The sequence below is a fragment of the Agrobacterium sp. El2ro-1b genome (assembly GCF_048298475.1).
In the GTDB taxonomy this organism is placed as follows: Bacteria; Pseudomonadota; Alphaproteobacteria; order Rhizobiales; family Rhizobiaceae; genus Agrobacterium; species Agrobacterium fabrum.
The window spans coordinates 2,220,294-2,233,949 of the sequence record NZ_CP103458.1; the positions used below are offsets into that span (position 1 = coordinate 2,220,294).

The 13,656-nt window shown below is 56.9% G+C and carries 9 protein-coding genes; 5 read left to right on the plus strand and 4 right to left on the minus strand.

Features of this window, described 5'->3' with window-relative positions:
* Position 1: 1 nt before the first annotated feature.
* The 3 genes from nikC to NYR50_RS11050 are packed head-to-tail and all read right to left on the minus strand — an operon-like array spanning position 2 to position 3,512.
* Positions 2 to 904, minus strand: a complete 903-nt coding sequence (nikC, locus tag NYR50_RS11040; RefSeq protein ID WP_004433196.1) for a nickel transporter permease — start codon at positions 902 to 904, stop codon at positions 2 to 4.
* Entirely contained in the window at positions 901 to 1,914 is a 1,014-nt protein-coding gene (locus NYR50_RS11045) for an ABC transporter permease (protein ID WP_418137294.1), read from the minus strand. The genes nikC and NYR50_RS11045 overlap by 4 nt, the downstream gene beginning before the upstream one ends.
* Before the next feature lie 2 nt (positions 1,915 to 1,916).
* Positions 1,917 to 3,512 (minus strand): ABC transporter substrate-binding protein, encoded by a 1,596-nt coding sequence (locus NYR50_RS11050; protein WP_418135967.1) that lies wholly within the window; start codon positions 3,510 to 3,512, stop codon positions 1,917 to 1,919.
* A gap of 236 nt (positions 3,513 to 3,748) precedes the next feature.
* On the opposite strand from NYR50_RS11050, the gene NYR50_RS11055 reads away from it, so the two are divergent.
* Complete coding sequence (locus tag NYR50_RS11055) at positions 3,749 to 4,789, plus strand: dipeptidase (RefSeq protein ID WP_418135968.1); 1,041 nt, start codon at positions 3,749 to 3,751, stop codon at positions 4,787 to 4,789.
* A gap of 56 nt (positions 4,790 to 4,845) precedes the next feature.
* Here NYR50_RS11055 and NYR50_RS11060 read toward each other — a convergent pair whose 3' ends face one another.
* The gene (locus NYR50_RS11060; protein ID WP_174009284.1) at positions 4,846 to 5,139 is read right to left on the minus strand and encodes a hypothetical protein; all 294 of its coding nucleotides are present in this window, start codon (positions 5,137 to 5,139) and stop codon (positions 4,846 to 4,848) included.
* 275 nt (positions 5,140 to 5,414) lie between these two features.
* On the opposite strand from NYR50_RS11060, the gene mprF reads away from it, so the two are divergent.
* The 4 genes from mprF to NYR50_RS11080 all read left to right on the plus strand — a co-directional run bounded on the left by mprF (position 5,415) and on the right by NYR50_RS11080 (position 13,641).
* The gene (gene mprF, locus NYR50_RS11065) at positions 5,415 to 8,015 is read left to right on the plus strand and encodes a bifunctional lysylphosphatidylglycerol flippase/synthetase MprF (RefSeq protein ID WP_418135969.1); all 2,601 of its coding nucleotides are present in this window, start codon (positions 5,415 to 5,417) and stop codon (positions 8,013 to 8,015) included.
* Positions 8,012 to 9,382 (plus strand): lysyl-phosphatidylglycerol hydrolase AcvB, encoded by a 1,371-nt coding sequence (gene acvB / locus NYR50_RS11070; RefSeq protein ID WP_418135970.1) that lies wholly within the window; start codon positions 8,012 to 8,014, stop codon positions 9,380 to 9,382. The genes mprF and acvB overlap by 4 nt, the downstream gene beginning before the upstream one ends.
* Before the next feature lie 201 nt (positions 9,383 to 9,583).
* On the plus strand, positions 9,584 to 10,912 hold the full coding sequence (locus NYR50_RS11075; protein ID WP_174009287.1) for a telomere resolvase: 1,329 nt from the start codon (positions 9,584 to 9,586) through the stop codon (positions 10,910 to 10,912).
* Positions 10,913 to 11,316: 404 nt separating this feature from the next.
* Complete coding sequence (locus NYR50_RS11080; RefSeq protein WP_418135971.1) at positions 11,317 to 13,641, plus strand: DUF1217 domain-containing protein; 2,325 nt, start codon at positions 11,317 to 11,319, stop codon at positions 13,639 to 13,641.
* The last annotated feature ends 15 nt before the right edge of the window (positions 13,642 to 13,656 follow it).

Below are 13,656 nucleotides of genomic sequence, written 5' to 3' on the forward strand. Positions count from 1 at the left end.
CTCAATGTCCCTTCGGGTCGAGAACGTCACGCAGGCCATCACCAAGGAAGTTGAAGGCGAGCGAAACGAGGAAGATGGCGATGCCGGGGATGGTGGCGACCCACCATTGTTCGAAGATGAAGCGCTTGGCAGTGGCAATCATCGCACCCCATTCCGGCGAAGGCGGCTGCGCACCCATGCCGAGGAAGCCGAGGCTGGCGGCGGTGATGATGATCGAGCTCATGTCGAGCGTGATGCGCACGATAAGGCTTGGCACGCAGAGCGGCGCAATATGCCGGGCAATGATGCGCCAGGCGGAAGCGCCGGTCAGCCGGTAGGCAGCGACGAAGTCGCTGCCGCGCACCGTCATGGTTTCGGCGCGCGCAAGCCGCGCATAGGGCGGCCATGCGGTAAGCGCGATGGCGAGAATGGCGCTTTCGACGCCGGGCTTCAGCGCCGCAACAAAGGCCAGCGCCAGAATGAGGCGCGGAAAAGCCAGAAACACATCCGTGACCCGCATCAGCACCGTATCGACGATGCCGCCGAAATAACCGGCGATGCAGCCGATGGCGAGCCCGATGGGTGCGACGAGAACGACGACGGCAATGACCATGCCAAGGGTGACACGGCCGCCATAGAGAATGCGCGAAAGAATGTCGCGACCCAGCTCATCCGTGCCGAACCAGTGTTCGGCGCTTGGGAATGCCAGGCGATTGCCGAGATTCTGCGTCGCCGGATCATAGGGCGCGAGCAGCGGCGCCAGAAGCGACAGGGCGATGAAGAGGACGATGATGGTCAGACCGATCACCGCCAGCGGATTGGACTTGAGGTTGAGCCAGATGCGATACCGGTTTCCCCAGGCAGCCTGTGTGCGGGAATGCGGCGTCTCGTCCAGAGCCCAGTTTCTAAAATTAGCTAACATCATCGAACGCGAGGATCCATAACTCTGTAAAGCACGTCTGCGAGCAGGTTGAGGGCGACATAGATGAAGCCGATCAACAGGGTTGCTCCGACGACCGGGTTCATGTCCGCGTTCATGAGCGAGACGGTGAGGTATTGACCAAGGCCCGGCCAGCTGAAGACGGTTTCCGTCACCACCGCACCTTCGAGAAGGCCGGCATAGGTAAGCGCGATAACCGTAACGAGCTGCACGGCGACCGTCGGGAAGGCGTGTCCCCAGATCACGGTCATGGCCGACAGCCCCTTGGCGCGGGCGGTGATGACATACTCGCCCTTCAGCGCATCGATCATGAAAGCGCGCGTCATGCGGGTGATATAAGCCATGCTGAAATAGGCGAGAATGCAGACCGGCTGCACCATATGGGCAATCGCGTCGTAGAAGGCATCCCAGTCGCCGGCAAGCAGCGTATCGACCGTCATCAGGCCAGTGACCTGCGTGATCATGCCGTCATAGATGATGTCCTGCCTACCCGGCCCGGGTGCGACGCCAAGCGTGGCATAAAAGACCAGCAGCGAAATCAGCGCCAGCATGAAGACCGGCACGGAATGCCCAGCAAGGCAGACGACGCGGATCACCTGATCCGTCAGCTTACCCTGCTTCACGGCGGCCCAGACGCCGAGCGGAATGCCGATCAGCGCGGCGAGGAGAAGGGCTGCGGTGGCAAGTTCGAAAGTAGCGGGGAAAACGCGCTTGATATCGATCCAGACCGGATTGCGGGTCAGGATCGAATTGCCGAAATCGCCATGCAGAACCTGCGAGACGTAATGGAAGAACTGCACGACCAGCGGCTGGTCGAGACCCATTTCGGCCCGCACCCGCACGATGACGTCTTCAGGCGCGTTGTCGCCCACCGCAGCGATGACGGGATCGACGGGCATGACACGCCCGATCATGAAGGTGATGACCATCAAACCGAACAGCGTCAGGATGACGCTGCTCAGTACCGACGATAAGCTTTTGACGCGCTTGTTCAATGTCACGCTTTCTTCGCATCGTGGTAGGAATTGCCCTCGGAGAGAACGCCGAGTTCAAAGCCGGAAACGCCCTTACGGAAAGCGGCGGTCTTCGTGGTCTGGAACATGAACACGAACGGGCTGTTTTCCATGGATTCGCGCTGCAGGGCTTCATAAAGCTCCACGCGCTTTGCCGGGTCCTGCTCGTCGCGAGCAGCTTCCGCCTTGGCAGCAAAGTCGTCGTTCTTGAAACGCGAACGCCACAGGAAAGGCTTCGACTTGGCGTCGTCGCCATTATCCTTGTTGATGTTGAAGACATCGGCGTTGGAATGCGGGTCAAAATAATCCGTACCCCATGCGGAAAGCGCCATCTGGTGTTCGCGGGCACGCATCTTGGTCAGAACCTGACGGTTTTCAGCCGATTGCAGACGCACCTTGATGCCGATATCAGCAAGGTTGGCCTGAATGGCCTGCGCCAGATCCGGGTAAGGCTGGGCGGAATAGTGGTCCATGCTGATCTCGAAACCGTCGGCAAGGCCGGCCTCGGCCATCAGCGCCTTGGCCTTTTCGACATCACGCTGATAGGGCGTGTCGTTGACAGCACCGGGGAAACCTTCCGGCTCGAAGCTCTGGTGAACCTTGTGGGTCAGCGGCACGAGGTTTTCCTGCATGCCCTTATAGTCCAGCGCCCACTTGATCGCCTGCCAGACCTGCGGCTTGGCAAGGTTCTCATTGCCCTGATTGAGCGAGATCAGCACCAGCGAGGCGATGGACTTGCGCTCCAGCTCGATATTGGCATCGTCCTTGACGGTGCGCAGTTGCTCCGAAGTCAGGTCGCGGGCAATGTCGATATCGCCCTTCTGCAGCATCAGAAGCTGGGAAGACGGATCGGTAACGTGGCGCAGTACGATGCGCTTGATATTGCCCTTATAGGGGCCATTCGGGTTGACGGTGAGCGCGACGCTTTCGCTCGGCTTCCAGGCCTGAAGCATGAAATCGCCGGAACCGGCGCTGTTCTTCTGCAGCCAGCCATTGCCGAGGTCTTCGCCGGCAGCATTGGCGAGAACAGCCTTCTTTTCAACGATGGCGCCGATATTGGCGGAAAGGCAATAAAGCAGGAAGGAGATGGCGGTCGGCTTTGCCGTCGTCAGCTTCACCGTCTTGTCGTCGGCGGCAACGATGGTCGTCTCGGCATTGTCAGGCGTGAAGCCGAACTGGCTGATGATAAAGGCCGGGCTCTTGTTCATCTTGATGGCGCGCTGCAGCGAGAAGGCGACATCTTCTGCGGTCACTTTCGCACCGCTGGAGAAGGTCGCTTCGTCACCGATCACGAAGGTGAAAACCTTGCTATCCGCATCGGCTTCCCAGGATTTCGCGATAACCGGATCAACCTTGGTGGAATCCTCGCGGTTGGCGCGCACCAGCTTCTGGTACATGTTGGAGATGATTTCACCGCCCACGGCCTCGAAACCTTCATGCGGGTCAAGGCTCGTCATATTGTCCAGCTGCTGGGCAACGACCAGAATATCCTTGGGCGTCGCGGCAAAGGCCGGAATGCGCGCATAGGACAGGAACGGAACGGCAGCGCCGGCAATCAACAGGTTGCGTCTTGAAATCATCGAAAATCCCCTTTCGGACCTTATTTTTCAGAAACGGTGTGGGTTTGCCCCAATCCAGTCATTTTTTTTATGTTTTCCCGCGATTAACACGAGCAAACGAGGCCCGACCAATTCCAAATTTGGCAGAGCCTATGCACGGATTGCATTTGCTCCCGCCTTGACCTTTCCTCTACCAATTCCCAAAAGTCTGAATAGACGCGCGTCCGCGCCCTCCCCCTATCCGAAGGTGAATGACCATGACCGATCAAAAACCCGTACCCGTCTTCGACGGCCACAACGACGTGCTTCTGCGGTTATGGCGTTCCGGCAATACCTCCCCTGAAACGCTTCTGATCGAGGGCGATACGGTTGGCCATATCGACTTGCCGCGTGCCAGAAAGGGCGGCCTCGCCGGCGGCCTCTGCGCCATCTACGTGCCCTCGCCCAGCATGGAAAAGGACGCAAACGGTGATTTCTCGACACCGACCGAAGCCGACGCTCTGAAGGCGACGCTTGGCATGGCGGCCCTGCTGTTCCGCGCCGAGAAACAATCCAATGGCGCACTCAAGGTCTGCCGCACCGCCGCCGATATCCGCAGCGCCATGGCAGAAGGCACCTTCGCCTCCGTCTTCCATATCGAGGGCGCGGAAGCGATCGGCGCCGATCTGGATGCGCTGCACGTTCTGCACGAGGCGGGTCTGCGCACGCTCGGCCCGGTGTGGAGCCGCCCGAACATCTTCGCTTACGGCGTTCCCTTCCGTTTCCCCTCGACGCCGGATATCGGCCCGGGCCTGACCGATACCGGCAAAAGGCTGGTAAAAACCTGTAATGAGCTGAAGATCATGGTTGATCTCTCGCACATGAACGAACAGGGTTTTTGGGATATCGCCAAGATCTCAGACGCGCCGCTGGTGGCGTCCCATTCCAACGCCTACGCGCTGTGCAATCACAGCCGTAACCTCACGGACCGCCAGCTGGACGCCATCCGCGACACGGGTGGTCTTGCCGGCATCAATTTCGGCGTTTTGTTCCTGCGCCAGGACGGCGTGAAGAACCCGGATACCGATCTTGGCGAACTGGTCCGCCATGTGGATTACATCGTCAATCGCATCGGCATCGACCACGTCGCGCTCGGTTCGGATTTCGACGGCACCACCATTCCCGCCGCCATGAAGGATGCGGGCGACCTGCAATTGCTGGTCGAAGCCCTGCGCAAGGGCGGTTATGACAACGAGGCGCTCGCCAAGATCTGCCACGGCAATTGGGTCCGCGTTCTGGAAAAGACCTGGGGCGCTTAAAGGCACGTCGGCTCAGCACTCCGGCGCACAGCGCCGGAGTCTCAAGCGGCGAGGTCTCAGACCTTGGCCGCTTTTTTCTTGCCCGTGGCACGGAACGCGAAAAGTCCGGCAATAAGACCGATCAGCGCCCATTTCATCGGCAGAACGTCCGCTGTCTCGCTGCGGATCGGCCGCACCGTCACGGTGCCCGGACGGGATTCATAGCCCGTCTGACCTTTCGCCTGCGCCTCGGCTATCTGTTGTGGCGAAACCACCCACTCGGCCCCACGCATCTTGTCGAACGTCATATAGCCGCCGCCAGCCACGAGGGCGACGACGAGCGCAATCACTATTCTAGTCGGCATATTCATCTGCGTCTCCTTCATCGAAAGGAGCGTGTAGTTGCATTAAATGCCACCACCAAGCAACCACCGCGTTTAATTTATTCCTGTTTTAGCGAGCGGCGAAGGCTCCACATTTTCAAGTTGCATTCAGTCTGTTAAATTTGCCAAAATCTGGCGACAATCTGCACAAACTTCACATCGACACGTCATGCATTTCTGCTAAGCAAATTTCCTCAACCGAAACGAATTAGCGACACAATCCTGTGGTTCGCCAACCAACGGGACTGGCGCTGGAAAAAGTAATGGCAGACAAGAGCGAAATTATAGAGACGGATATTATCGAATCCCCGGTTGAAAGCTTTTTTGCCAGAAACCGGCCCTATCTGACGGCCATTGCCATCACGCTCATCTTCGTGATGATGACGTTTGCGATTTACCGTCTCACGTCGGAAGTACGATATGACGATGTGATCACCGCTCTTCTTGGTACATCGTTTTCCGCTGTACTGCTCGCCATCGTCTTTACGGCGCTGAGCTTTCTGGCGCTGATCTTTTACGACGCGAATGCCATCGAATATGTCGGCAAGAAAGTCCGGTTTCCGTCGATGGCGGCCACGGCCTTCGCGGCCTATGCCATCGGCAATACGGCCGGCTTCGGTCCGCTGAGCGGCGGCGCCCTCCGTTTCCGCGCCTATTCCCGGCTCGGTCTTTCGCCGGGTGATATCGCCCGTGTCATCGCTTTCGTCACCCTGTCGTTCGGCCTCGGGCTTCTCTCCGTCAGCGCCATCTCCACCTTCATCGTCGCACCGCGCATCGCCTCGATCATCAATGTCGATCCGCTCGTTCTGCGGGTCGTTTCACTTGCCATCATCGCTGTTCTGGTGACGACGGCCTATATCGGGCGCAATGGCAAGGTCATCAAGCTTGGAAAGTGGCGGCTGCGGCTGCCTGACAGCCGCACCTCGTCGCAGCAGTTTCTGGTCTCCGCCTTCGATATTGCCGCTTCCGCATCCGTACTCTACGTCCTCCTGCCCGAAACACATCTCGGCTTCCCGACATTTTTTGCCATCTATGCCACGGCCGTCGGCCTCGGCGTGCTCAGCCATGTCCCCGCAGGCCTCGGCGTCTTTGAAACCGTCATGGTCGCGGGTCTCGGCAACGCCATCAGCGTCGATCAGCTGCTTGGTAGCCTCGTTCTTTATCGCGTCATCTACCACGTCCTGCCGCTAGTGGTCGCCATTCTGGTGATGATCGTTTCCGAAACGAAGCAGTTCGCGGCCAAGCCGGTGGTTTCCGATATCAGCCAGCTTGCCGTCAAGCTCGCGCCGCCGCTGCTCTCCACCTTCGCGATCATTCTCGGCACCATGCTGATTTTCTCGAGCGTGACGCCGACACCCGATAGCAACCTCGATTTCCTCTCGAATTTCGTGCCGTTGCCGATCATCGAAGCCGCACATTTTCTGACCAGCATTCTCGGCCTCGGCCTCGTCGTCGCCTCGCGCGGCCTTGGCCAAAGACTGGACGGCGCCTGGTGGATCGCCCTCATTGCAGCTTCCCTCGCGCTTATCCTTTCCATCCTCAAGGCCATCGCGGTGTTCGAGGCGGTGTTCCTCGGCATCTTCATCGCGGCACTTGCCCTGAATATGCGCAGCTTCAACCGGCACGCCTCGCTGGTCAAACAGGCGCTGGGACCAAGCTGGCTGGCGGCAATGGCCGTCATCATTGCCGGCGCGGCAACGATCCTCCTCTTCGTCTATCGTGATACCGATTACAGCCACGCATTGTGGTGGGAATTCGAGTTCTCCGAAGAAGCCCCCCGCGGGCTGCGCGCCCTGCTTGGTCTGGTGCTCGCTTCCTCGACCATCGCAATTTTCAGCCTGATGCGGCCGGTTACCTTCAAGCCGGACTCCATCCAGCCCGAGGACGTGGAACGCGCCACCGACATCGTCATGCGACAGGATTCGGCCGACGCCAATCTGGTACGCATGGGCGACAAGCATGTGATGTTCTCCGAAAGCGGCAATGCCTTCATCATGTACGGTATCCAGGGCCGCTCATGGATCGCCTTTGCCGACCCCGTCGGCGACGAGGAGGATTTTCCTGACCTCGTCTGGCAGTTCGTCGAATCTGCCCGCGGAGCTGGCGCTCGTGCGGCCTTCTATCAAATATCGCCTTCGCTTCTTTCCCATTGCGCCGATGCGGGCCTGCGCGCCTTCAAACTTGGGGAACTCGCCCTTGTCGATCTCACCACGTTCGAACTGAAGGGCGGCAAACTGGCGACGCTTCGCCAGTCTCTGAGCCGTGGTGCACGCGACGGGCTGAGCTTCGAATTGGTTGAAAAGGCCGATGTACCAACCGTTCTCGATGATCTGAAGCAGGTATCGGACGGTTGGCTTGAACATCACAATACACGCGAGAAACGTTTCTCGCTCGGCGCTTTCGAATCCGGTTACATCCTGTCGCAGCCGGTCGCGGTCTTACGCAAGGACGGCAAGATCACTGCTTTCGCCAATCTCATGGTGACGGACACCAAAAAGGAAGCGACCATCGATCTCATGCGGTTTGCGCCCGACGCGCCTCGCGGCGCGATGGATTTCCTCTTCGTCAGCATCATGCAGCATCTCAAGGAAACGGGCTACCAGAGCTTCAATCTGGGCATGGCGCCCATGTCCGGCATGTCGAAGCGTGATGCCGCACCTGTCTGGGACCGCATCGGCAGCACGCTGTTCGAGCATGGCGAACGTTTCTACAACTTCAAGGGACTTCGCGCCTTCAAGGCAAAATTCCATCCGAAATGGGAACCGCGTTACCTTGCCGTGCAGAACGGCGCAGACGCCGCTCTGGCACTGATGGATGCGACGGTTCTGATCAGCGGCGGTGTCAGAGGAGTGATCGGAAAATGATGAAACGCAATCTGATAGGGGCATTCATTGCCGCGTCGACGTTACTCTCCTCGTCTGTCGCCTTTTCCCAGGATAAGCCGGCTTATGAAACCGGCATGATCCCGGCCGACCATATCATGGTGCCCGATGGCGATATCCAGGCCAGCATCTTCCTGATTTCGGATGCCAATGGCTGGACGGATGCCGACGAGACCCGCGCCAAGGCGCTCGTCGAAAAAGGCGCCGCCGTCGTCGGAATCGACTTCAAGGAATATCTAAAGGCACTCGAAGCTGATGACGACGAGTGCATCTACATGATCTCGGATATCGAGTCGCTGTCGCAGCAGATCCAGCGCACCGCCGGCACCGGCAGCTACCGCCTGCCGATCGTGACCGGCATCGGAAAGGGCGGCACGCTTGCGCTTGCCATGATCGCGCAAAGCCCCGTTTCCACCGTCCGCGAGGCAGTGGCGGTGGACCCGAAGGCGGGCCTGCCGCTGGAAAAGATTCTCTGCACCCCGGCAACCAAGGACAAGGTGGATGGTGAAACCGTCTATGGCCTGACCGACGGCGCCCTACCGGCACCGGTCAGCGTGATCTTCACCCCTGACGCCGACCAGAAGGGCCGCGATCACGTCAACGCGCTGGTAAAACTGCATTCCGACATCGAGGTGACCGACGTTACCGAAAAGGCGGACGAGGTGCTGACCCAGACCCTTTCCGACAAGGTCGATGCAGCCGGAGACAGCGACAACCCGCTTGGACTGCCGATCACGGTTCTGGAGGCAAAACCTGTGATGGACACCATGGCGGTGATCTATTCCGGTGACGGCGGCTGGCGCGACCTGGACGAGGAAGTCGGCAGCGCCCTTCAGAAGCAGGGTGTGCCGGTCATCGGCGTCGATGCCCTGCGGTATTTCTGGAAGGAAAAGGATCCGAAAGAAGTTGCAGGCGATCTCGCCCGCATCATCGACACCTATCGCAAGGAATGGAAGGTCAAGAATGTCGTCCTGATCGGTTATTCCTTCGGTGCCGATATCATTCCCGCCACCTACAATCTCCTGCCCGACCGGGTGAAATCTTCCGTTGCCCAGCTTTCGCTGCTCGGCCTTTCCAATGAAGTGGATTTCGAAATCTCCGTTCAGGGATGGCTAGGCGTGGCCGGTGAAGGCAAGGGCGGCAAGACCGTCGATGACATCGCCAAGATCGACCCCAAGCTGGTGCAATGCGTTTATGGCACCGAGGAGGAGGATGAAGACCCCTGCCCCGGCCTCAAGGCAAAGGGTGTCGAAACCATCGGCATCGAAGGCGGTCACCATTTCGACGAGGATTACGAGGCACTTGCCAAACGCATCGTCACCTCGCTGAAAACCAGGCTGGCGAAATAAACCGCCACAACCCGCGTGGCAGTCAGCATATTACTGCCTGTACCTGTAGTTCCCGCTGGCAGTGAAGCTTGCGGAATCGATCAAACTATTATTCAAAAGAAACCGGCCTGCGGCGAATGTTCACCACATTCCCGCAACCGTTCTGTCGTTGATCGCCAACCATGGATTTTATATTTCCGGACCGGTTCAGGGAGCCGCCGCATGCTCGCCGCAAAACGAAAAACAAAAACACCGGTCCTCGTGGAACGCATCGATCAATTCGTCAGCCAGGTCAAAGCGGCGATGAAAAGCGACGACGCTTCGCGCAACAGGAAAATCCGCGATCTGTGGGATGCCGAAGTCCGCTATCATTTCGACAATGGCCGCACGGAAAAGACGCTCGAACTTTACATCATGAAATATCGCAATGCGCTGAAGGCCGAATTCGGCCCGAAGAGCACCCCGCTTGCCATCTGCAACATGAAGAAGCTGCGCGAGCGGCTGAACACCTATATTGCCCGGGGCGATTATCCGAAGACAGGCGTGGCGACATCGATTGTCGAAAAAATCGAGCGGGCGGAGTTCAACACCGCCGGCCGCAAACCGACGGTTCTCCTTCGCATTGCCGATTTCATTGCCGCGATGAACGGCATGAGCACGAAGCAGGACATGCAGGCCCTGTGGGACGCCGAAATCGCCATCATGAACGGCCGCGCCCAGACGACGATCATTTCCTACATCACCAAATATAGGAACGCCATCCGCGAAGCCTTCGGTGACGACCATCCGATGCTGAAGATCGCTACCGGCGATGCCGCGATGTATGACGAGGCCCGCCGGGTGAAGATGGAGAAGATCGCCAACAAGCATGGCGCGCTCATCACATTCGAGAACTACCGGCAGGTTCTGAAAATCTGCGAGAATTGTCTCAAGTCCAGCGATCCCCTGATGATCGGCATCGGCCTCATCGGCATGACGGGCCGCCGACCCTATGAGGTCTTCACCCAGGCGGAATTTTCACCTGCCCCCTATGGCAAGGGAGTTTCCAAATGGAGCATCCTGTTCAACGGCCAGGCCAAGACGAAACAGGGCGAGGGCACGAAATTCGGGATTACCTATGAAATTCCTGTCCTGACGCGCTCCGAAACCGTGCTGGCTGCCTATAAGCGCCTGCGCGAAAGCGGACAGGGAAAATTATGGCATGGCATGTCGATCGACGATTTTTCCTCGGAAACCCGCCTGCTGTTGCGCGACACGGTTTTTAACCTGTTCGAGGATGTCTGGCCGAAGGAAGAGCTTCCCAAGCCCTATGGCCTCAGACATCTCTATGCCGAAGTGGCCTATCACAATTTCGCGCCGCCGCATGTCACCAAGAACAGCTATTTCGCCGCCATTCTCGGCCACAACAATAACGACCTCGAAACGTCGCTGTCCTATATGACCTATACGCTGCCGGAAGACCGCGACAATGCGCTGACGCGCCTGAAGCGGACCAATGAGCGGACATTGCAGCAAATGGCGACGATCGCGCCTGTGTCCCGCAGGGGATGATGCGCTAGAGCATTTCCAGCAAAAATGTGCTCGGTCTCACATCCGGAAATGCGCAAAAACAAAGTTATGGCAACGGAAGAACCGGTGTTTACCGGAATTGCTCTACAGCCCGTCCGGTTTAGACGGAAATGCTTTAGCCGCGACCCTTACGAGACAATGGCCATCAAATCTGTCCGGTAAGGCTTGGGTTGGGGATTAGCCATGCCCGCCTCCCACCCGGCTCCACATCTCGCTTAACCTGTCAAAAGGCCCGCGCGGGTAAATATACTAAAATATAAATATATAATTTATTAATATAAAAATTATTATAAAAGTAATAATTCGAGAAATACAGCCGCGCACAAGTTAAATTTAGGATAGTATAGGTATTTATACATACAGCATGAATTCTATCGGAGGCGCATGTGCTGCCGGCCTATACGACTTACGCCCTTTACAATCGCAATATGGAATCGTCGCTGAAACGCGTCGCGAATGATCCGATCATATCGCGCGACGCCAAATATTACGCCGACAATATCGGCAAGGTAAAAAGCCTTGACGCGTTTCTAAAAGACTACAAGCTCTATTCCTACGCCATGAAAGCCCATGGCCTGGAAGAGATGACCTATGCAACCGCCTTCATGAAGAAGGTGCTGGAAAGCAATCTCAAGGATCCGAACAGTTTCGTTAACAAGCTGAAAGACACGCGCTACCGCGACTTCGCGGCAGCGTTTGATTTCGGTACGATCAAGACTGAAAAAACGGTTCAGACCAAGTCTCAACAGGACCGGTTGGTTACCGCCTATCATGACACAGACAAGCAACGGAACGAAGAACAGAAGGAAGAAACGCGTTATTACAACATTGTCATCGATAAGGTTGGTCAGGTGGATGACATTTTCAAAAATACGCGGCTGCGGAATTATATTTTCAAATCCTTCGGCATCGATCCCCAAACTTTCGACTACAAAAATCTGAAAGGTGTTCTAACCAGCGATATCAGTAAGGCCGACAGCTACGTCAACAGCACCTATAAACCGCTGCTCGAAGAGTGGCAGGCCAAAATTGCCGATCTGCGCGACCAGCGTACAAAAATCCCTTCGACCGACAAAACATCTCTCGAAAAAAACGATTATCTGATCAACCAGTATAACAAGCGTATCAATGGGGCCGCCAAGTTGTTCGAGCTGGCGGCAACGTTTAATTTCCGCGCCGACGGCCTTGTGAATGACGGCACGAAAGCGCAGACGGCTGTTCAGAAGCGGCTGACCAATGAAAACTATGTTCTGGCAAATCCCCGCGTCACGCAGACCGGCGCGATTCTAAACCGCGATTTTTTTGTCCAGGCGATGAAAGACGTCACGGATGCCGGACAGCTGACCGCCAATTCACGTCTGCGAACAATGTTGATCGTCGCCTTCAATCTTGAGGACAACAGCGGTACCGATCAGAAAATCCAGTGGGCTCTTGGGGAAAACCCCGCAGACCCACAGAGCGGACTTTATCGGGAAAAGGACAAAGGCTTCATCGATCTGGCGAAGGCCTTTAATTTTGGCACGGATGGCAAGGTCGCGGCCGGAAAAGCGGTCCAGAGCGATGGTCAGCTCAGCACGATGATGAACCTCTACTTCAGCCGATACGACGACAAGCAGGAGGCAGCGGATGAAAAGACAATCAAGGATTACAGGCGCTACATCGGCCTCACTAAAAACCTTGATGACTTTCTGTCGGCGGCACCGGCAGCGGTTACCATTCGCAACTTCGCGCTGAAGGCGTTCAACATCGGCGCTGAGGAAAGCTCCACGTTCAAGTTGAAAAAGGTCTTCACCAGTGACCTGTCGAACCCCAAAAGCTATGTGTACACCCTGAAGGACGATCGCTTTCTGCGGCTTGCCAAGGCTTTCAATTTTGACGCAGACGGCAAGATCGGCTCGCCGCGTTTCGCACAGGCGGAGAACGAAATAGCCCGTATCTCGCGAAATTATCTGAAAGAAGTCACCCGGTGGGACAAGGATAAAAAGATCAGGGAGAAGGGAGAGAAGGAAGTCGGTTATTATCGCGAGAAAATGGGGACTTTGGAGACAGCCGATCAATTGCTCGCTGACCGGCGCCTGCTGGACTTCATGCTGGTTGCCGAGCGTATCGATCCGAAATCCATCACGACCGACTACCTGAAGAAGATTTTCAAATCCGACCTCAAGGATCCCAAAAGCTTCGCCAATACGGAAAAAGACCCTCGTTTTCGCGCTCTTGCCGGCTCCTTCAACTTCGATGGCAAGGGAAATATCAGCGCAACAGCCCGTCAGCCCATCCAGAACAATCGTAGCCTCATGGAAACGCGGGACAAATATGTTCGACAGAAACTGGAGGAGCGGGCCGGAGAAGAAAATTCCGGTGTTCGGCTCGCGCTTTATTTCAAGCGGATGGCCGGCGGCATTTCCAGCGCTTATGACATATTGGCAGACAAGGCGCTGTCCGAAGTGACCCGCACAGCTCTTGGAATTCCCGCAGAAACGGCAAATGCCAAGGTTGATGCGCAGGCGAAGATGATCGAGAAAAGGCTGAAGATAAAGGATCTGCAGGATCCGAAAAAAGTCGAGAAACTGGTCAATCGTTTTCTCATGACATTCGAAGCGAATAATTCCGGTTCCGAGCCGCGCATCGCTCTGTTCCGGCAGGGAAGCGCATCCATCAGTGGCAACACACTGGCCACTCTGGCGCAGCTACGCAGCGGACGCAGGGGCTGACGGATTGCCTTTCTG